The organism is Thermomonas alba (assembly GCF_022419205.1).
Lineage (GTDB): Bacteria > Pseudomonadota > Gammaproteobacteria > Xanthomonadales > Xanthomonadaceae > Thermomonas > Thermomonas alba.
Genome location: NZ_JAJOZU010000002.1, coordinates 28440 through 48139, shown reverse-complemented (window position 1 = coordinate 48139; position 19700 = coordinate 28440). Strand labels below are relative to the sequence as shown.

Genomic DNA, 19700 nt, shown 5'->3' with positions numbered 1-19700 from the left:
CTTGATAGGTCACAAAGCAAAGACAGGGGCGGGTTCGCCGCCGGCGAGGTAGGGCAGATCGGTTTCGAACAACGATTCGATACGCAGGCCGTTGACGCCAGGATGCACCAGCGCCGCCTCCATCACCGGGGAACGGCCGCGCACCACGAACATGCGGCCGCCGCTGGCCAGCCACTCGCAGAAGCGTGCGGGGATCTCGGCGACCGCGCCAGTGACACAAATCACGTCGAAGGTCCGCCCTGGCGTCCATTGGAATGCATCGGCCGTGAGCACGCTGACGTTGCCGATGCCCTGCGCGGCCAGCCGCGCGCGCGCGGTCTCCGCAAGGTCGGCATGGCGCTCGAGGCTGACCACCTCGCGTCCCAGCCGGGCCAGGCAGGCGGCCATGTAGCCGCTGCCGGTGCCGATCTCCAGCACGCTTTCGTGGGTCTGCACGCCCAGCGCCTGCAGGGTGCGGCCTTCCAGCACCGGCTTGAACATGCGTTCGCCATGGCCGATCGGGAGTTCGGTATCCGCATAGGCCAGCGCGCGCAGCGCCTCGGGCACGAACGCCTCGCGCGGGAGCTGGGCAAGGGTGTCGAGCACGCGCACATCCAGCACCTCCCAGGGCCGGATCTGCTGTTCCACCATGGTTTCACGGGCGCGGGCGAAGTCGATGCTCATGGGTCGAAAATCCGTTGCATGCAAAGAAGTTGCGTATTGTAGGGCCGCGCACGCAGGGGGTGCCGGGGAGTGTGGGCGTGCTGGTACACCCGCACGCAGTGCCAGAAGTCATCGCCACCGCGGCACTGGGGGAACGTTCAGCTGTGGCCATGGCCGCGAACCGCGTAAGCGCGCAGGAATAGATCCACCACGCTGGCCACATGCGCCTGCGCCTCTTCCCGGCAGTCCTCGCCCTGGCAGCCGAGCACTGCCCGCGCATGCGGATCACCCTTGAGCAGGGCGAAGAAGTGGCCGGCGGCGCGGGAGGGGTCCTCGATCTCGAGCTCGCCGCGCGCGATGTGATCCTCCAGCAGGGCGCGGAAGGCCGCCTGGACCCGCCCCGGGCCGGCGGCCCAAAACGTGGCCGCCATGCCGCGCGCGGCCACTTCCGGCGAGCACAGGATGCGGTGCCCGGCCACTGCGTCCGGGGCCATGACCATCGCGAAGAACGCCTGTCCGATCGTCAGCAGGCGTTCGCGCAGCGGAATGCCCGGTGCCGGTTCGAACAGACGCTGCGGGAGGTTCTGCTCGCAGTGGGCGCGCACGGCTTCGGCGAACAGGTTGTCTTTGTCGCCGAAATGGCTGTAGACGGTGAGCTTCGAGACTCCCGCTTCGGTGGCGACCTGGTCCATGCTGACGCGGTCGAAGCCGTGCTGCACGAACATGCGCTTGGCCGCTTCCAGAATCGCGGCGCGCTTGGCAAGGTCCTTGGGACGTCCGGGAGGGGCGGTTTTGACGACCTTGCGGGCCTTGCGGGAAAGGGGTGGGCGGGCGGTCATGGCCGCATAATAAACCGATTGGTTTATATTTTGCGCGCAGCCCCCTGCGGCTTTCACAGCACCTGCGGTGGCTGCCCGCCGACGATGACCACGTCGGCCGGGCGGCGCGCGAACAGGCCCACGCTGACCACCCCGGGAATCTGGTTGAGCTCGCGCTCCAGCGCCACCGGGTCGGTGATGGCGAGATTGTGCACGTCCAGAATCCAGTTGCCGTTGTCGGTGATGACGCCGTCGCGCCACACCGGCTGGCCGCCGGTCATGCGCAGGATTTCGCGCGCGACCAGGCTGCGTGCCATCGGGATCACCTCCACCGGCAGCGGGAAGCGGCCCAGCACCTCGACCTGCTTGCTGGGGTCGATGATGCAGACGAAACGTTCGCTCGCCTCGGCGATGATCTTCTCGCGGGTCAGCGCGGCGCCGCCGCCCTTGATCAGGCGCTTGTGCCGATCGCACTCGTCGGCGCCATCTACATACAGCGGCAGCGGGCCGGTGGCATTGAGATCGAGCACCTCGATCCCGTGCGCGCGCAGGCGCGCGGTGCTCTGCTCGGAGCTGGACACCGCGCCGGCGATGCGGTCCTTCCATGCCGCCAGCGCGTCGATGAAGTAGGCGACGGTGGAGCCTGTGCCGACCCCGACGATCATCCCGTCCTGCACGTAGTCGATGGCTTTTTCGGCGGCGAGTTTCTTGGCGTCGGACATGGCGGTGTTCTCAGTGAAAGGTCAAAACGGTGGGGGCGCAGCAGGCGTGATCATTCCAGCGACAGCAGCAGCTGCCACTGCGCGGCGGTGAGCGGGAAGACCGACAGCCGGTTGCCGCGCGCGGTCAAGGGGAAGCCGTCGCCCAGCGCATCGGCATGGCGCCGGATCTCCTGCAGCGGAATCAACCGCCGCAGCTTGCGCTCGAAGGCCACGTCCACCAGCTGCCAGCGGGGCGATTCGCGGCGGGATTTGGGGTCGAAGTATTCCGAATCCGGATCGAACTGGGTTGGATCCGGGTAGGCGTGGCTGGCCACCGTGGCCAGCCCGGCGATGCCCGGGACCTTGCAGTTGGAGTGGTAGATCATCACCCCATCGCCCACCTGCATCCCGTCGCGCATGAAGTTGCGCGCCTGGTAGTTGCGCACCCCGGTCCAGGGTTCGCGCCCGACCCGCGCCAGATCGTCGATCGAGAAGGTGTCCGGCTCGGACTTCATCATCCAGTAGCGTTTGCGGGGGGTCATGCGGTCCTCTCGTTGGCGAGAAAGATGCTCTGCTCGCAGCAGACGGCATCCAGGCGCACGTCCCAGTCCGCCTGCGGCAGTGCATCCACCTGCTGCGCGGCAAACGCGGCGCCCACCAGCCAGGGCGGAGGCGCCGCGTGCCGGCGGAAGGCCAGGCTGCGGTCGTACCAGCCGCCGCCCATGCCCAGTCGATGGCAGGCCGGGTCGAAACCGACCAGCGGCAGCACCAGCAGCGCCATCTCGGCGGCGTGCAGGGCGGCATCGGGATGGATGTCCGGTTCGGGGATGCCATACCGGTTGGTCACCAGTGGATCGCCCGCGCGCCAGGGCGCGAAGCGCAGGCGGCCATCGGGATGCAGCAGCGGCAGGCAGTACACCAGCCCGGGCGGCAGCCGCAGCTGGAACGCGTGCAGGCCGATCTCGCCATCCATCGCCCAATAGCCGCCGACGTAGCCGCGCGCGGGCAGGAACGGCAGCGCCAGCAGGCGCTCCGCCAGCGCCTCGGCAGCGGCGAGGCGGGTGGCAGCAGGCAGGGCGCGGCGGCGTTTGCGCAGGGTCTGACGCAGCGCGTTGCGGTCGGAGGATGGACTCACGCGGGGCGGACCAGGCTGCGAAGGAATAATGTCTCCGCCGTGGCGATGCGTGCGAAACGACCTTGAACCCGAGGTTCAAGTGGGAACGCTGGGCGGCCATCGGGCTTTCCGCGCGTGGCGGACATGCACTCCCGGCTGCCGGTGTGTCCCCAAGGTCGTCATTAAGGGACAAGGCGAATGTTGCGCACGCTGTCGCACACAGCAGAGAACGGCGACAGTATAGCCCGGCGCGGTGCCGAGGGAACCCGGGGCGCCGGCGGGCGCACCGGTTCAGCCTCACCCCAGCAGGGCGTCCAGCTTGCGGTTGGCTGCGTCCAGCAGGGCGAGCGCATCGCCGCTCGCCTGTCCCCGGCCGGTTGGCCCCTGTTGCAGTTCATGCGCCAGGTTGAGCGCGGTGAGCACGGCCAGGCGATCGAGTGCGACCAGCTTGTTGTTGCCGCGCAGCTCGCGCATGCGCGCATCCAGCAGACGCGCCGCGGCGAGCAGCGAGTCGCGCTCGGATTCGTCCACGCCGACCGTGTATTCGCGGTCGAGAATCCGCACGGTGACCGCGGTGCTCATGTGTGCTGCTCCAGCGATTTCAGGCGGCTGATCATCGCTTCCACCCGGCTGCGCGCCTGCTCCTGCTTGGATAGCAGCTGGGCGCGCTCGCTCAGGAGCTGCTCCACCTGCGCGCGCAGGCTGCGGTTTTCGTCCTGCAGGCGCTGCATGCGCGCCGCGAGCAAGTCGATCCGCGCCAGCAGTTTGTGAAGCTCGGTGGGCAGGTCGCGCTGTTCCATTGCGTGCACCTTAGGCAGGGGTTGCGGCAGGGTCAAGCCGCGCCCCGGGTTGGCGTTGCGCCCGCAGCAGTAGAGACAGGCATGCCTGCGCGTCCAGCGGGCGTGAAATCCAGTAGCCCTGCACCAGGTCGCAGGCATTGCGTTCCAAGAATGCGAGTTGGGCGGCGGTTTCCACCCCTTCGGCGACCACCTGCAGGCCGAGCGCGCGGGCCATCGCGATGATGGTGGTGGCGATGGCGGCGTCTTCGCGGTCATCGGGTGAGGCGACGCCATCGATGAAGGATTTGTCGATCTTCAGGGTGTGGATGGGCAGCCGGCGCAGGTAGGACAGCGAGGAATAGCCGGTGCCGAAATCATCCACCGCGATCGAAACGCCCATCTCGGCGAATGCGTCCAGGCGTTGCAGGGCCTGCTCGGCATTGCCCATCAGCACGCTTTCGGTCAGCTCCAGCTCCAGGCAGGAGGCAGGCAGGCCGCTTTGTGCGAGCGCCGAAGCTGCCGTGCGCGGCAGCTCGCCGCGCAGCAGCTGCACGGCAGAGACATTCACGGCCAGCTTGATGTCGGGATCCAGGCCGGCGCGCATCCAGTCGGCCAGGGTGCGGCAGGCCTCGCGCAGCGCCCATTCCCCGATCGGCACGATCAGTCCGGAGTCCTCGGCCAGCGGGATGAACTCGCATGGAGCGATGCGGCCGTAGTCGCGGCTATTCCAGCGCAGCAGCGCCTCGACGCTGCAATAGCGCTGCTCGCGCAGGGACAGCACCGGCTGGAACGCCAGGCTCAGCTCGTCGCGTTCGATCGCGCGGCGCAGCGCGGCGATCAGGCCGGCGCGGCGGCGACTGTCCTCCTCCATGGCCTGCACATAGCGCACGTAGCCGCGCTTGCCGCCGCGCTTGGCGCGATACATCGCGGTGTCGGCGCGCTTGAGCAGATCGGTGGGAACCTGCGCGTGATCCGGGAACAGGCTGATGCCGATCGAGGGCGAGATGGTGGCCTCATTGCGATCATCCAGACGCAGCGGCGTCTCGAATGCGGCGATGATCCGCTGGGCGCAGCGGTCGGCTTCGGCGGCATCGCGGATGTCTTCCAGCACCACCGCAAACTCGTCGCCACTGATGCGCGCCACCGTGTGGCCCGGGCCGACCACGTCCTGCAACCGGCGCGCCACCGCTCGCAGGACGCGGTCCCCGGTGGCGTGGCCCTGCGAATCGTTGATGTCCTTGAAGTTGTCGAGATCGAGGAACAGCAGCGCCAGCTTGTGGCCGCTGCGCCGCGCCTGCACGATCGCATGCGCCAGCCGTTCCGCCAGCTGGGTCCGGTTGGGCAGGCTGGTGAGCGGATCGTAGTTGGCCAGATAGCGCAGCTCCTGCTCGATCCGGCGGCGTTCGGTGATGTCGCTGGTCACCAGCACGTACAGCCGGCGGCGGGTGCCGGGATCGAGGATCACGTTGCACTGCATCGCGCACAAAAAGTCACGGCCGTCCTTGCGCCGCTGCCACATCTCGCCGCTCCAGCTGCGGCCGGCGCGGATCGCCTGGCGTGCCTGCTGGTAGAACTCCGGCGGATGACGGTCGCCGTTGAGCAGACTGGTGTCCTGGCCGAGCACCTCCTCCACGGCATAGCCGGTCATGCGGCTGAAAGCGGGGTTGGCGGCAACGATCCTGAACTCCTCATCCAGCACGGCCACCGATTCAGCCATGTTGCGCAGCACCTCGGCGGCGACCTGGCGTTCGCTTTCCATTTCGCGCAGGGCGTCGATGTTGCGGGCGGTGCCGGCCAGGCGAACGACGCGGCCGTTGGCCTCACGCGCGATCGCGCGGCCGCGGGCGAGCATCCACTGCCACTGCCCGTTCTCGCTGCGCATGCGGTGCTCGGAGATGAAAATCGGGGTATCCCCGCGCAGATAGGCGATCAGCCGGGTGCGGACCGCCTCCTGGTCGTCCGGATGGATGTGCGGATCTTGGTCGAGCAGGGTCTGCACGATCAGGTCGTTGGCCTGATCCGGCGCGACGCGCGTGATTTCCAGCGCGTGCCTGCGCAGGTCGAACTGCCAATACAGCTCGTTCGAAGCCCACAGCGCCAGGCGCAGACGCTGCTCGCGTTCCTGCAACTGCCGCAGGTGCGCCTGCTGGTCGCGCTCGCGCCGGCGGCGCGCGGCCAGCGCCAGATAGGCCAGCAGCAGGACCAGCACTGCCAGCAGCAGGATCATGCCGTCGTTCAGGCTGGTGTCGGCGTTGCCGGCGCGCGCGCCCAGCGGCGCCAGCAGCAGGCCGGCGGGCCAGAGCGATTGCGGCGTCGGAAGGAGCCCCATGCGCGCAGTGTAGGCAGCAGGCTTGCGTGGCAACAAGCGCCTGCGGTGGATTGCTACACTGCGGCTTCCCTGGAAAGTGGAGCCCACGTGAGCGCGATCGAGTTGCCGGACTGGAACGAAGTGGCGCAGGCCGCCGACCGCCTGGCCCTGGCCAGCACACCGGCCGAGCTGCACGGTGCGCTATGTGGATGGCTGGCGGCTGGCGGCGAGGACGCGCCCGATTGGCCGGCGCGGGTGCTGGCCGACCCGGGGATTCCCGTGCCGCAGGCGGGGGAGGTGCTCGATCGCCTGCGCCGCGCCAGCGTCGCCCAGTTCGCGGATCCCGAGTTTGGATTTTCCCTGCTCCTGCCCGAAGGCGAGGGGCCGGTGGTGCGCGCCACCGCGCTGTTCGCCTGGTGTCGCGCCTTCCTTGGCGGGTTTGGACTGGCGGTGGCCAGCAAGCCGCTCTCGGAGGACGCGCAGGAAGCGCTGCGCGACCTCGCCAGCCTGGGCGCGGCGCAGATCGACGCCAATGACGATGGCAGCGACGAAGAGGCGCTGGTCGAGATCGAAGAGTATCTGCGCATGGCAGTCCTGTTGCTGCATGCCGACTGCGTGCTCGCGCCGCAGCGGCGCCAGCGCCTGCACTGAAGGTGCGCGATGCGGGCGATCAGCGCGCGCTGGCGCAAGCTTCTGGCGCACCGGCGGCAGACCCTGATGCAGGCCGCCGGGGATGGCGCGATCTTGATCCTGCCCGCGGCGCCGGAGCGCATCCGCAGCCGCGACACCTACTATCCCTATCGTCAGGACTCGGATTTCTGGTACCTCACCGGCTGCGCCGAACCGGAGGCAGTGCTGGTGCTCGTGCCCGGCCGCCGTCACGGCGAATCCATCCTGTTTTGCCGCGAGCGTGATCCCGAGCGGGAAGGCTGGGACGGCCCGCGGCTGGGCCCGGAGGGCGCGGTGGCGGCGCTGGGGCTGGACGATGCCTATCCGATCACCGATATCGACGAGATCCTGCCGGGGCTGCTGGAAGGCCGTCGTCGGGTGTACTACCCACTCGGTCGCGACGCCGAGTTCGATCTCAAGCTGATCGGCTGGCTCAACCGCGTGCGCGCGCAGGCGCGCCAGGGCGCGCAGCCGCCGCAGGAATTCCTGGCGCTCGGGCATCTGCTGGATGAGATGCGCCTGTTCAAATCGGCCGAGGAAATCGCACTGATGCAGAAGGCCGTCGATATCAGCGTGCAGGCGCATCGCGCCGCGATGCGCGCGGCGCGCCCCGGGATCCGCGAGTACGAGCTGCAGGCCGAGCTGGAATATGTGTTCCGCCGGCATGGCGCGCAGCCGGCCTATCCCTGCATCGTCGGGGCGGGTGCCAACGCCTGCATCCTGCATTACGGCGCGAACAGCGCGCGGGCGCGCGCTGGCGCGCTGGTGTTGATCGACGCCGGGGCGGAATACGCCGGCTATGCGGCCGACATCACCCGCACCTTCCCGGTATCCGGCCGCTTCACCCGCGCGCAGCGTGCGCTGCACGACCTGGTCGGCCGCGCGCAGGCGGCGGCACTGGCGCAGGCGCAACCGGGGCGGCCTTTCTCTGCGATGCACGAGGCGGCGGTACACACGCTGGCCGATGGGCTGCTCGCGCTCGGCCTGTTGCGCGGCCGTCTGCAGGACGTGATCGCCAACGGTGACTATCAGCGCTATTACCGGCACAAGACCGGGCACTGGCTGGGGCTGGACGTACACGACGCCGGCGAGTATCGCATCGACGGCGCATCGCGCCTGCTGGAGCCGGGCATGGTGGTCACCATCGAGCCGGGGCTGTATATCCCAGTGGACGATGCCACGGTGGCGCCGGAGTGGCGCGGCCTCGGGATTCGCATCGAGGACGATGTGCTCATCACCCGCGACGGCCCGCGCGTGCTCAGCGCCGCGCTGGAGCGCAGCGCGGATGAGATCGAGGCGTTGATGGGGCGCTAGCGCCGGGTGAGCGTCAGCCGGCGGCGAATGCCTCGCGGGTCAGGTTCAACGGGGCCTGGTCGGTGCACACCACGTCATCTTCGATGCGGATGCCGCCGTAAGGCTTGAATGCGGCGACCTGCTCCCAGTCCACCGTCTCGCCCAAGCCTTTGGCCTTGAGCTCGTCCAGCAGCATGTCAATGAAATAGATGCCTGGCTCGATGGTGACCACCATGCCCGGCTCCAGTGTGCGGGTGAAGCGCAGGTAAGGATGGCCTTCGGGCTTGGGGATCGTGCCGCCGGCATCGGATGCGGCAAAGCCACCCACGTCGTGCACTTGCAGGCCGATGCCGTGGCCAATGCCGTGCGGAAAAAACGCGCTGGACACGCCACGTGCCACGGCATCCTCCGGTGTGATCCGCAGCAGGCCGAACTCGTGCAGCACACCGGCCAGGCGCAGATGCGCATCGAGGTGGAGCTGACGGTAGTCGGTTCCAGCGCGGACCTGATCGCACAGCTGCAGCTGTACCGCATCCACCGCACGGATCAGTGCTGCGAACGCATCGTCGTGCGCCGAATAGGTGCGGGTGATGTCGCTGGCATAGCCGCCGAAGCTGGCGCCGGCGTCGATCAGGAAGCTGCGCACCGGTTTCGGCGGCAGACGATCGCGCTGGGTGTAGTGCAGCACCGCCGCGTGTTCGTTGAGCGCGACGATGTTGCCATAGGGAAGATCATTGGCGTCCTGTCCGGCGGCCTGGCAGTAGGCCAGGTGGATGCCGAACTCGCTGGCGCCAGCGCGAAATGCGCGTTCGGCCGCGCGGTGGGCGCGCACGCCGATCCGGCTGGCCTGCCGCATCATTTCGATTTCGTAGGGCGTCTTGAACGCACGGTGGTAGTCCAGGTACTGCAGCACCGGTTCCGGGTTGTTCGGCACGTAGCTGCCCAGCGCGCTCTGCGCCTCGCCGAGGATGGCACAGCGGAACGCCGGCGGTAGCAGGCGGATGGCCTCCTCTGGCGTGCGGATCACCTGGATGTCGAACTGCTCGACCCAGTAATCGCGCGGCATCGCCGGTACGGCATGCCAGTAATCGCGCGGCTGTAGGAAGATCAGGCTTGGGCGCTTGCCCGGGGTGATGACCAGCCAGCTGCCCGGTGCCTGGGTCAGTGGGAGCCAGGCCTTGAACTGCGGGTTCACCGCGTAGGGGTAATCGCGATCGTCGAACGCCTGGTAGTGCAGAGTGCCGCTGGGAATGAGGAGGTGGTCGAAGCCGCCGCGCCGCAGCGCTTCGGCGGCGCGCGCCTGCAGCGTGTCGAGATGGGCGGGATACAGCGCAGCGAGCGAGGACGTGGACATCGTAGGAACCGGTCGCAGACGTGGGTGAACCCTGATTGTCGCGCATCCTGCGCCGCCGCGCAGGCGCTTATCGCTCCGCCTGCGCCACCCACAGGTGCAGACGCTGCAGCGCATCCGGCGACAGGCCCAGAAAGCGCATGCCGATCAATGACTGCCCCGGTGCGCCGGCCTGCGCCTGCCACAGCACGTGTGCGCCGACCTCCAGGGGCGGGGCGTCGCGCTGGCCGTCGGGAAGCTGGAAGCGCAGCTGGAACAGAGCGTCGTCGGGCAGGCGGCGATGGGCGATCAGCAGCATCCCGCCCACCGACAGATTGCCGAGATGGCCGACCGGTTCCTCGAGGATGGTGTCGAACACTTCGACCATGCCGGGCACGCTGCGGCGCGGTTGGCGGCGGGCCTCAACCTTCATCGGTCACCTCCGCGCCGTTGCCGGCTTGCTGCTCCTGTGCGACCCGCTGCAGGGTTTGTAGGGTCGCCTCCCACGCGCTCTCGGCAGGCGAAGGATCGCCCTGTAGCAGGCGCAGATGGCCAGCAGCGAGCATGCGCGCCAGCACGTCCAGATCTTCGGTGGTCACACGCTGGCCGCGGCGGTTGACCAGCAGGGCTTGCGCCGTCCGCTGGCTGACCCAGGCCAGCCGCCGACGGAGCGGGAAATCGTCCGGATCCAGCAGCTCTACCCACATCGGCAGCGGCAAGGCCCGCAGCTGCTCGCGGGCGGCGAGCTCGCTCGGAGTCAGCGCCGCCTGTTCCGGCATCGGCACGTCGCCGCTCTGCTCGCCCAGCCGGGCGCGCGCGCGCAGCTGCAGCAAGAGTTCGGTGCGCGAAGTCAGGTCGCTGTCCGCAAGGCCGCCCGCCCCGAACTGACGCGCGATGGTGGCAGCGTCCTCGCGGTGATAGCCCACCTGCTCCAGCGCGTCGCGAATCTGCAGGAACAACGATTCGTCCTCTGGGTTGGGAGCGACTTCGCCGGTCGCGATCGCGATGATGCTCGCGCTGGTGTCCAGCACTGCGTGCCAGGCTTCCGATTCCTCGCCGCCGCGCAGATAGGTCAGGGCCAGCACGTCGATCCACGCCTGTTCCAGCAGAATCCTCTGAAAGCGAGGCAGATCGCGCCCACGCAGCAGGGCGGCCACTTCTTCCTGCGCGCGCATCCGCGCCAGTGCCAACCGTTCGCGCCCGCGCGCCGCGTCCACCTGCCGGCGTTCGGCCATTTCTGCCCTGCGTGCCTGCACTTGCAGCCCGGATTGCAGGATGCGGTTGGCCTCGAGGAAGGCGTCCGGGGTGCCGTCGCCATCCTGCAGCACCGCGGCGACCGCCCGCTGCAGCAGGCCCAGCCATTGGCCGTCGAGGTCGTCCTCGGCCAGCCAGCGCGCGCCGGCCAGCGAGACCGCGTTCAGTAGTTGGCGCGCCGGATGTGCCGGATCGGTGAAGAACCGCGGGTCGCGTAGCACCAGCTGCATCAGCGGCAGGTGCAGGCGTTCCACCAGTGCCTCACCTGGACTGTGCCGGCGCAGGTCGCGCTGCAACTGCGACAGGTACAGGGCCAGCAGCTCGAAGCTGTCGAGATCGGCCTGCGCGAGCATCACGCCGTGGCCATGCAGCTGGCGCGCCTGCGCGAGCAGGATCTGACGGTAGTCGGTGATACTCGCGGCCTTGGTGGCGCTGCTGCGCATCCGTTGCAGGATGGTCAGCACTTCGTCGGCGCGCAAGGTTTCGCGCGCGTGCTCGTTGGCAGTAGACGCGGGGCGCAGCTTGGCCAGCAGCTGGCGGCGTTTGTGCAGCAGCGCTTGCAGCGCATGGAAGCCGGGATCGGCGGACGGCGGGACGGGGGCAGGAGCGCGCGCCGCCGCGCCGCTCTGCAGGCCGGCTCGAGCAGCGGCGCCTGGCGCAGCCGGAGTGTGGGCAGGCCCGCCAGAGCTGGTGCCATCGGCCTGGGCCGATCCTGGAGCGGCCGAGCCTGGCCGCACGCGCACCGGGATGAAGCTCAGATACGGCAGGATCCCGTCCTGGGCCAGACGCGCATTGGCACCTTCCAGCAGCGACGGGTAGAACTCCGCCATCGCCCGCTCGAACTGCTGAAACAGCAGCAAGCGTGGATAGCGCGACAGCTCCAGCCCGTCTGCAGCGGCGGCCAGAGCGTTGCAGAGGGCATACGGTCCCAGCGGCAGATCCTCGCCTTCCAGCGCGGGCGAGGCCGCGAGCACTCCCAGCCGATGACCCAGCAGCTGCAGGGCCAGGCTGTTGCGCGCCTCCATCCGGCTGGCGATGTTCTGCAGCGTGGTTTCGTCGCTGAGTTCTTCATCCTCCAGCAGTTTCAGCTCGGTCACGGCGGGGGCGAGGGGCTCGGCGTGCCGCATGCGAACCGTTTGCAGGGTTGCCAGCGAGGATTCGACTTGCGCCACGAAGCGCGCGGTGAAGTCGTGGCCATGGCGGGTAAGGCTGCCAATCGCGGCCAGGCGCCCAGCTTCCAGGGCCGGCTCATGGCTGGCAGGGGCGTGGCTGAGCACGAAGGCGGTGTCTTCCAGCAGTTGCGGCAGCCGCTGCTGAAACTCCGCGCGGACGTCGCTCAGTAGGCGTTGCAGCGCCTGCCTGGCACGCCTTGGGAGTGCGGCCTCGGCGAGGGTCGCAGGTGGTGGTGGGGTTGTGCTGGCCGCGGTCGCCACTGCCGTTGCACTCCTTGCATCGCGCCGACGGATGCATGGTATGCGGGATTGATCGGCGGCTCAATCTGTGCTTGGCACCGCGCGGTGCGAGCGCGAGGGGCGCCGGCGTCAATCCAGGAACAGCGCGATCAGGTCGTTGGCGAAGCGGCGGCCGAGTTCGGTCGGGCGCAGCCAGTCCGGATCTTCGTCCAGCAGGCCGCGTGCGCGCGCGTCGGCCAAGGTGGCGGCGATCGCCGTGCGGGCAAGCCCGGTGCGCGCCTCGAACAGCGTCAGCGGAACCCCGGCATTCAGGCGCAGGGCGTTGAGCATGAAGTCGAACGGCAGGCGCGTCGCGGTCAGCGTCTCATCGCCGCCGATCGCCGCAGCGGTGCCGGCTTTCTCGAGGTAGAGCGCGGGATGGCGGATCTTCCAGCGCCGCAGGATGCGTCCCTCGGCCGCCAGCGTGAGCTTGCCGTGGGCGCCGGCGCCAATGCCGAGGTAATCGCCGAACTGCCAGTAGTTGAGGTTGTGCCGGCACTGGCGGTCGGGCCGCGCGTAGGCGCTGACCTCGTACTGGGTGAAGCCGGCGCTGGCCAGCCGCGCCTGGCAGGCCTCCTGCATGTCCCAGGCGGTGTCGATGTCGGGCAGGTCCTGCGGCGGGCGCGCGGCGAAGCGTGTGCCCGGCTCCAGGGTGAGCTGGTAGTGGCTGATGTGGGCGGGCTGCAGGGCCAGCGCGCGCTCGATGTCATCCACCGCCATCGCCAGGGTCTGCCCCGGCAGCGCATACATCAGGTCGAGGTTGAGGTTGTCGAAGCCGGCGTCCTGCGCGGCCTTGACCGCGCGTTCGGCGTCGCCGCTGGAGTGGATCCGTCCCAGCCGCTGCAGGCAGCCGTCGTCGAAACTCTGCACGCCGAAGCTCAGGCGGTTCACGCCGGCGCTGCGGTAGCCGGCGAACGGGCCGTGCTCGACCGTGCCGGGATTGCTCTCCAGGGTGATCTCGATGTCCGGCGCGAAGCGCAGCCGCGCCGATGCGCCCTGCAGGAAGCGGTCGATCGCCTGCGGCGGGAATAGCGATGGCGTGCCGCCGCCGAAGAACACGCTGTGCACCACCCGGCCCCAGGCCAGCGGCAGGTCGGTGTCGAGATCGCGCAAGAGCGCATCGACGTAGGCGTCGAACGGAAGGTCGTCCTTGCGCTCGTGCGAGTTGAAGTCGCAGTACGGGCACTTGCGCACGCACCAGGGCAGGTGCACGTACAGCGCAAGGGGCGGCGGAGTGAGGATGGTCTGCATCTCAGCAGCGGGCGCGCCGGACATGTGTGGCTTCAGCGCAGCAGCGTCAGTTGCGCGCGCAGCTGCGCCAGCGCCAGACCGCGGTGGCTGTCGCGGTTTTTCACGTCGGACGGCAGTTCCGCAGCGCTGCAGCCGTGCGCTGGGGAGAAGAACACCGGGTCGTAGCCGAACCCGCCGCTGCCCTGCGGCGCGCGCAGGATGCGGCCTTCCCAGATCCCTTGCGCGATCAGCGGCAGCGGATCTTCGGCATGCCGCAGCAGCGCCAGCACGCACACGAAGCGCGCGCTGCGCTCAGCATCGGGTACGCCGTCGAGCTCGCGCAGCAGTTTGTCGATGTTCGCCGCGCTGTCGCCATGGTGACCGGCATAGCGCGCCGAGTAGAGGCCGGGGGCGCCGCGCAGCGCGTCCACGCACAGCCCGGAATCGTCCGCCAGCGCCGGCAGGCCGCTGGCGCGCGCGGCGTGGCGGGCCTTGAGGATCGCGTTTTCGACGAACGACAGCCCGGTTTCCTCGGCATCGGTCACGCCGAACTCGGACTGCGCGTGCAGGGTGATCCGCTCGCCGAGCAGAGCGCGCAGCTCTGCCAGCTTGCTGGGATTGCCGCTGGCCAGCACCAGTTTCATGTCTGCTCGAGGGCGGCGCGCTGGAGCGCGAACAGGGTCTGGCAGCCCTGGGTTGCCAGCGTCAGCAGAGCATCGAGCTCGTCGCGGCGGAAAGCATGGCCTTCGGCGGTGCCCTGCAGTTCGATGAAACCGCCGCCGTCGTTCATCACCACGTTCATGTCGGTGTCGCAGGCGCTGTCCTCGGCATAGTCGAGGTCGAGCACCGGCACGCCCTGGTAGATGCCCACGGAAACCGCGGCAACCGCGCCGAAGACCGGATTGCGCTTGAGCTCGCCGCGCGCCAGCAGGCCCGAGACCGCATCCACCAGCGCGACGTAGGCGCCGGTGATGGCGGCGGTGCGGGTGCCGCCGTCGGCCTGCAGCACGTCGCAGTCGAGGGTGATGGTGCGCTCGCCGAGCGCTTCGCGATCCACGCAGGCGCGCAGGCTGCGTCCGATCAGGCGCTGGATTTCCAGCGTGCGCCCGCCCTGCTTGCCGCGCGCGGCCTCGCGCTCGCTGCGGGTGTGGGTGGCGCGCGGCAGCATGCCGTATTCGGCGGTGACCCAGCCTTCGCCCTTGCCGCGCAGGAACGCCGGTACTTTGGCCTCGACGCTGGCGGTGCACAGCACGTGGGTGTCGCCGAAGCAAGCCAGCACCGAGCCCTCGGCGTGGCGGGTGAAGCCGCGCTGCAGGGTGATGGGACGCAACTGGTCGGCGGCGCGACCACTGGGGCGGGCGAAGGTCATGCAAGCAGGTCAGGAAACGGCGGGATGCTAGATTACCATTCGCATTTCGACGCCCTGGATTTCGCATGATCCGCAGCATGACCGCGTATGCCGCCGGCGAGCGCGCCACCGAATGGGGCGTGCTGTCGGCCGAGCTGCGTGCGGTAAATCACCGCTTCCTCGACCTTGGCCTGCGCCTGCCGGATGAGCTGCGCAGCGCGGAATCCGTCCTGCGCGAGCGAATCTCGTCACGGGTCGCACGCGGCAAGCTGGACCTTGTGCTGCGCCTGCGCGCGCAACCGGCCGTGGCGGAGCAGCTTCAGGTGGATGAGGCGCTGCTGGCGCGGCTGAGTGAGCTGGCCGCGCGCCTGCAGTCGCGCTTTCCGCAGCTGCAGGTGGCGTTCACCGAGTTGCTGCAGTTCCCCGGAGTACTGCAGTCGCAGGGGGTCGATGGCGAAGGTTTGCAGCGCGAGGCGCTGGCGCTGTTGGACACCGTGCTGGACGATTTCAGCGCAGCCCGCGAGCGTGAAGGTGGCAAGCTGGCCGCTGCGATCACCGAGCGTGCCGATGCCATCGCCCGCATCGTGGCCGAGGTGCGCACGCTGCTGCCACTGATCCGCGCCGCCCAGCGTCAGAAGCTGGAGGCACGCCTGGCCGAGCTCGCCCAGCCGGCCGATCCCGGACGGCTGGAGCAGGAGCTGGTGCTGTGGCTGCAGAAGCTCGACGTGGATGAAGAGCTGGACCGTCTGGATAGCCATCTGGACGAGTTGCGGCGCATCCTCCGGGGCGGCCCGGCGCCGGTCGGGCGGCGGCTGGACTTCCTGCTTCAGGAGTTCAACCGCGAGGCCAATACCCTGGGCAGCAAGTCGGTGGATGCGCGCACCAGCGCTGCGGCGGTGGAGCTCAAAGTCTTGATCGACCAGATCCGCGAGCAGATCCAAAACATCGAGTAGCCACATGCGCGGAACCCTTTTCATCGTCGCCGCGCCTTCGGGCGCTGGAAAGTCCAGCATCGTCAATGCCGTGCTGGCGCGCGATCCCAGCATCCGCCTGTCGATCTCGTTCACCTCACGTCCGCCGCGCCCGGGCGAGCGGGATGGCGAGCACTATCATTTCGTCAGCGCGGCGCAGTTCCAGGCCATGATCGAGGCTGGCGAGTTCTTCGAGTACGCGCTGGTGCACGGCGACTGGAAGGGCACCGCGCGGCAGTCGGTGGAGCCCGCCCTGGCGGCCGGCTACGACGTTCTGCTGGAGATCGACTGGCAAGGCGCCCGCCAGGTGCGGGCCAAGGTACCGGATGCGGTCAGCGTGTTCATCCTGCCGCCGTCGCGCGCCGCGCTGGAGGAGCGCATGCGTAGGCGCGGACAGGATAGCGAGGACGTCATCCAGCGCCGGTTGGCCGCGGCGCGCGAGGAGATGAGCCACTATGCCGAGTTCGATTACGTGATCGTCAACGAGGTGTTCGATACCGCGGTGCAGGAAATGTGCTGCATCTTTGCCGCCAGCCGGCTGCGGCGAGAGGTGCAGGCGGCACGGCATGCCGCCCTGCTGGCGGCGTTGCTCGACGGGGATGAGCCGCGGCAGTTTGCGTAAGTTGATGATTTGAAAGGTCTTGGCTTGCCAGCGGCGGCGGTGGCCGCTATACTGCGCGCCCTTTCGAACCTCGCAGCGGCAGTGCCGCAGGACATCGTATGGCCCGGATTACCGTCGAAGACTGCTTGCAGGTAGTCGATAACCGCTTCGAACTCGTGATGATGGCGGCCAAGCGGGCGCGCCAGCTGGCTGCTGGCGTGGAGCCCAGGATCGACAACAGCGAAGCCCAGGACAAGCCCACCGTGCTGGCGCTGCGCGAGATCGCGGCGCGCGCGATCGACAGCCAGTACATCGAGGCGGTCGAGAAGGCCGAGCGCGAGCGCAAGGAGCGCGAGGCGCTGGAGTGGGCGGCGGCCGAGGTCGTGGCCGGCGATGACGACATGAAGGGCGATGACTGAGCGCTGAAGCACGCGCGATCCTATGACGGACGGCCCTGCGGGGCCGTTTTGTTTGATGCCCCATCGAGGCGCGTCCGACCGTGGGTGCGGTTGCACCTGATTTCCGTTTACGTGTGGGCCTTGGCGGGGTTAGTCTCGCGCCATGACCCCCGCTGATCCCGAGCTCGCCCCACTTCCTGCCGCGCCTGCGGAGGACCCGGTGCCGGACTATGTGCAGGCACTGGAGCGTGCTGCCAGCTATCTGGATGCCGAACAGCGGGCGATGCTGCGGCGGGCCTGGGCGGTAGGCGCGGCGGCGCATGCGGGCCAGACCCGCAAATCCGGGGAGCCTTACATCACCCATCCGGTAGCGGTGGCGCAGGTGCTGGCCGAGCAGGGGCTGGACGTGGAAACCCTGGTGGCGGCGATCCTGCATGACACCATCGAAGACACGCCGCTCACCCGCGCCGAGGTCGCGGCCCAGTTCGGCGAGACCGTGGCCGAGCTGGTGGACGGCGTCACCAAGCTGGACAAGGTGCGTTTCGCCAACCGCCAGGAGGCGGCGGCCGAGAGCTTCCGCAAGATGCTGCTGGCGATGTCGCGCGATTTGCGCGTCATCCTGATCAAGCTGGCCGACCGCCTGCACAACATGCGCACGCTGGGCGCGCAGTCGCCCGAGGCGCGCCGGCGGATCGCGATCGAGACCCTGGAGATCTATGCCCCGATCGCGCAGCGGCTGGGCATGAATCTGCTCAAGGCCGAGTTGCAGGATCTCGGGTTCCGGGCGCTGCATCCGTGGCGGCACGCGGTGATCGAAAAACGGATCCGCAGTCAGCCGCTCGTGCGCCGCGAGGCGCTGGCCCAGATCGAGGCGCGACTGGCGCAGCGGCTGGCGATGGAGGGGCTGGAACATCGCCTGGTCAGTCGGGTGAAGGCGCCGTGGAGCGTGTACACCAAGATGCGCACGGAAGGGCGCAGCTTCGACCAGGTGATGGACGTGTTTGGGTTCCGCATCGTGGTGGACACGGTGGCCGACTGCTACCACGCGCTGGGGGTGGTGCATGCCGCGTACAAGCCGCTGGACGGACGTTTCCGCGATTTCATCGCGATTCCCAAGGCGAACGGGTACCAGTCCCTGCACACGGTGCTGTTCGGCCCGTACGGTTCGCCGATCGAGGTGCAGATCCGCACCCGCGAAATGGACCTGATCGCCGAGCGCGGAGTGGCCGCGCACTGGGCTTACAAGACCGGTGAGCAGGATGTCGGCAACAGCGCGCAGAGTCGCGCAGCGGCCTGGATCGCCAACCTGGTGGAAAGCCAGCGCGGCACCGGCTCGTCGCTGGAGTTCCTGGAGAACGTCAAGGTCGATCTGTTCCCCGACGAGGTCTACCTGTTCACGCCCAAGGGCGACATCCTGGCGCTGCCGCGCAACGCCACCGCGCTCGATTTCGCCTACGCGGTGCATACCGACGTCGGCAATCATGCGGTCACTGCGCGGGTGGACAAGCGCCTGGCGCCGCTGCGCACCAAGCTGGTGAGTGGGCAATCGGTGGAGATCATCACCGCCAAATCGGCCACTCCCAGCGCGCAGTGGCTGGAGTTCGTGGTCACCAGCAAGGCGCGCACCGCGATCCGCCAGCAGCTCAAGCAGCTCGAGCACGAAGAGGCGGTGCAGCTGGGGCACTACATGCTCGATCGCGCGCTCGGTGCGCAGGGCACGGCGCTGGATCGGATCCCGATCGAGCGGCTGGATGCCTTCCTCGCGGAAAACCGCTATTCGCGGCTGGAAGGCCTGCTTGCCGACATCGCCCTCGGCAACCGCATGCCGGCGCAGGTAGCGCAGGCGCTGGCGCAGGTTTCCACGGGCGATGCCGGCAGCCCGGAGCCGCCGGTGGCGGCGCAGGAGCGGATCTCGATCACCGGCAACGAGCGCGGCGTCATCAGCTTCGCGCAGTGCTGCCAGCCGATCCCGCGCGATCCGATCATGGGTTACCACACGGCCGGCAAGGGCATCGTGGTGCATCGGCTGGATTGCCCGAACGTCGCCGAATACCGCAAATCGCCGGAGCGCTGGGTGCCGGTGGACTGGGCGCGCGAGGTCGCCGGCAACTTCAACGTCTCGATCCGGATCGAGGTCGAGAATCGGCCGGGCGTGCTGGCGCAGGTCGCCGCGGCGGTGGCCCGCGCCGAATCCAACATCGACAAGGTCGAATACCTGGAACGCGACAGCAGCATCGCGGTGCTGCGCTTCGGGATCGAGGTGACCGACGAGCGTCATCTGGACGAAGTGATCCGCGGCGTGCGCCGGCTGCGGGTGGTGCAGGGCGTGCAGCGCGGCTGAGTCCGATGCGCGGGAGGCAGCTAGAATCCTGCCGCCTACTTGCATCTGACCGACAGGAGCCGCCATGCCCCGCACACCGATCCAGACCGACGCCGCGCCCGCCGCCATCGGCCCGTATTCGCAAGCGATCCGCGCCGGCAACATGGTGTTTCTCAGCGGTCAGATTCCGCTGGATCCGGTTGCCGGGACGTTGGTCGATGGCGACATCCAGGCGCAGGCACGGCAGGCGTTCGAGAATCTCAAGGCGGTTTGCGAGGCCGCCGGCGGATCGTTCGACCATGTCGTGCGGCTGGGCCTGTATCTCACCGACCTGTCCGACTTCGCCCACGTCAATGCGGTGATGCAAGAGTATTTCACTGCGCCATATCCGGCGCGTTCCACCATTGGGGTCGCGGCGTTGCCGCGCGGCGCGGCGTTCGAGGTGGACGCCGTGATGGTGCTGGATTGATCGA

21 protein-coding genes and 1 other RNA gene are annotated in these 19700 nt (G+C 68.7%); 7 read left to right on the top strand and 15 right to left on the bottom strand.

Features of this window, described 5'->3' with window-relative positions:
* Positions 1-9: 9 nt before the first annotated feature.
* The 9 genes from ML342_RS02765 to ML342_RS02725 form a co-directional block, all read right to left on the bottom strand.
* Positions 10-663, bottom strand: a complete 654-nt coding sequence (locus tag ML342_RS02765; RefSeq protein WP_240125405.1) for a protein-L-isoaspartate O-methyltransferase family protein — start codon at positions 661-663, stop codon at positions 10-12.
* A gap of 137 nt (positions 664-800) precedes the next feature.
* The gene (locus ML342_RS02760) at positions 801-1481 is read right to left on the bottom strand and encodes a TetR/AcrR family transcriptional regulator (RefSeq protein WP_240125404.1); all 681 of its coding nucleotides are present in this window, start codon (positions 1479-1481) and stop codon (positions 801-803) included.
* Positions 1482-1534: 53 nt separating this feature from the next.
* Entirely contained in the window at positions 1535-2182 is a 648-nt protein-coding gene (rpiA, locus tag ML342_RS02755; protein ID WP_240125403.1) for a ribose-5-phosphate isomerase RpiA, read from the bottom strand.
* A gap of 50 nt (positions 2183-2232) precedes the next feature.
* On the bottom strand, positions 2233-2703 hold the full coding sequence (locus tag ML342_RS02750; protein ID WP_240125402.1) for an EVE domain-containing protein: 471 nt from the start codon (positions 2701-2703) through the stop codon (positions 2233-2235).
* Positions 2700-3296 carry a 5-formyltetrahydrofolate cyclo-ligase gene (locus ML342_RS02745; RefSeq protein WP_240125401.1) on the bottom strand — a complete coding sequence of 199 codons (597 nt, stop codon included), beginning with the start codon at positions 3294-3296 and terminating at the stop codon, positions 2700-2702. Before ML342_RS02745 ends, ML342_RS02750 begins: the two co-directional genes overlap by 4 nt.
* 27 nt (positions 3297-3323) lie before the next feature.
* Positions 3324-3507: non-coding RNA, 6S RNA (gene ssrS / locus ML342_RS02740), on the bottom strand.
* Between the two features lie 65 nt (positions 3508-3572).
* Positions 3573-3857 carry a cell division protein ZapA gene (locus ML342_RS02735; protein ID WP_275672367.1) on the bottom strand — a complete coding sequence of 95 codons (285 nt, stop codon included), beginning with the start codon at positions 3855-3857 and terminating at the stop codon, positions 3573-3575.
* Entirely contained in the window at positions 3854-4075 is a 222-nt protein-coding gene (locus ML342_RS02730; protein WP_240125400.1) for a TIGR02449 family protein, read from the bottom strand. The genes ML342_RS02735 and ML342_RS02730 overlap by 4 nt, the downstream gene beginning before the upstream one ends.
* 10 nt (positions 4076-4085) lie before the next feature.
* Positions 4086-6383 (bottom strand): putative bifunctional diguanylate cyclase/phosphodiesterase, encoded by a 2298-nt coding sequence (locus ML342_RS02725; protein WP_240125399.1) that lies wholly within the window; start codon positions 6381-6383, stop codon positions 4086-4088.
* A 96-nt stretch (positions 6384-6479) separates the two neighbouring features.
* Here ML342_RS02725 and ML342_RS02720 point away from each other — a divergent pair, with 96 nt between their 5' ends.
* Together ML342_RS02720 and ML342_RS02715 are read left to right on the top strand one after the other, a co-directional pair.
* Positions 6480-7013 carry a UPF0149 family protein gene (locus tag ML342_RS02720; protein WP_240125803.1) on the top strand — a complete coding sequence of 178 codons (534 nt, stop codon included), beginning with the start codon at positions 6480-6482 and terminating at the stop codon, positions 7011-7013.
* A 9-nt stretch (positions 7014-7022) separates the two neighbouring features.
* Positions 7023-8345, top strand: a complete 1323-nt coding sequence (locus ML342_RS02715; protein ID WP_240125398.1) for an aminopeptidase P N-terminal domain-containing protein — start codon at positions 7023-7025, stop codon at positions 8343-8345.
* 13 nt (positions 8346-8358) lie between these two features.
* Here the strand turns inward: ML342_RS02715 and pepQ are convergent, their stop codons facing one another.
* From pepQ to rph, 6 genes are all read right to left on the bottom strand, one after another.
* Positions 8359-9678, bottom strand: coding sequence for a Xaa-Pro dipeptidase (gene pepQ / locus ML342_RS02710; protein ID WP_240125397.1), 1320 nt, complete (start codon positions 9676-9678; stop codon positions 8359-8361).
* Positions 9679-9745: 67 nt separating this feature from the next.
* Positions 9746-10087, bottom strand: coding sequence for a PilZ domain-containing protein (locus tag ML342_RS02705; protein ID WP_240125396.1), 342 nt, complete (start codon positions 10085-10087; stop codon positions 9746-9748).
* Positions 10077-12341 (bottom strand): DUF1631 family protein, encoded by a 2265-nt coding sequence (locus ML342_RS02700; protein ID WP_240125395.1) that lies wholly within the window; start codon positions 12339-12341, stop codon positions 10077-10079. Before ML342_RS02700 ends, ML342_RS02705 begins: the two co-directional genes overlap by 11 nt.
* A 108-nt stretch (positions 12342-12449) precedes the next feature.
* The gene (gene hemW / locus ML342_RS02695) at positions 12450-13610 is read right to left on the bottom strand and encodes a radical SAM family heme chaperone HemW (RefSeq protein ID WP_439655152.1); all 1161 of its coding nucleotides are present in this window, start codon (positions 13608-13610) and stop codon (positions 12450-12452) included.
* A gap of 32 nt (positions 13611-13642) precedes the next feature.
* Positions 13643-14233: an RdgB/HAM1 family non-canonical purine NTP pyrophosphatase gene (gene rdgB, locus ML342_RS02690; protein WP_240125393.1), complete on the bottom strand. Its 591-nt coding sequence runs from the start codon at positions 14231-14233 to the stop codon at positions 13643-13645.
* Entirely contained in the window at positions 14230-14958 is a 729-nt protein-coding gene (gene rph / locus ML342_RS02685; protein WP_240125392.1) for a ribonuclease PH, read from the bottom strand. The genes rdgB and rph overlap by 4 nt, the downstream gene beginning before the upstream one ends.
* 65 nt (positions 14959-15023) lie before the next feature.
* Here rph and ML342_RS02680 point away from each other — a divergent pair, with 65 nt between their 5' ends.
* From ML342_RS02680 to ML342_RS02660, 5 genes are all read left to right on the top strand, one after another.
* Positions 15024-15890 (top strand): YicC/YloC family endoribonuclease, encoded by an 867-nt coding sequence (locus ML342_RS02680; protein WP_240125391.1) that lies wholly within the window; start codon positions 15024-15026, stop codon positions 15888-15890.
* A 4-nt stretch (positions 15891-15894) separates the two neighbouring features.
* On the top strand, positions 15895-16530 hold the full coding sequence (gmk, locus tag ML342_RS02675; RefSeq protein ID WP_240125390.1) for a guanylate kinase: 636 nt from the start codon (positions 15895-15897) through the stop codon (positions 16528-16530).
* Between the two features lie 98 nt (positions 16531-16628).
* Positions 16629-16928, top strand: a complete 300-nt coding sequence (rpoZ, locus tag ML342_RS02670; RefSeq protein WP_240125389.1) for a DNA-directed RNA polymerase subunit omega — start codon at positions 16629-16631, stop codon at positions 16926-16928.
* 142 nt (positions 16929-17070) lie between these two features.
* Positions 17071-19248, top strand: a complete 2178-nt coding sequence (locus tag ML342_RS02665; RefSeq protein WP_240125388.1) for a RelA/SpoT family protein — start codon at positions 17071-17073, stop codon at positions 19246-19248.
* A 64-nt stretch (positions 19249-19312) separates the two neighbouring features.
* On the top strand, positions 19313-19696 hold the full coding sequence (locus ML342_RS02660; RefSeq protein ID WP_240125387.1) for a RidA family protein: 384 nt from the start codon (positions 19313-19315) through the stop codon (positions 19694-19696).
* Positions 19697-19700 lie beyond the last annotated feature (4 nt).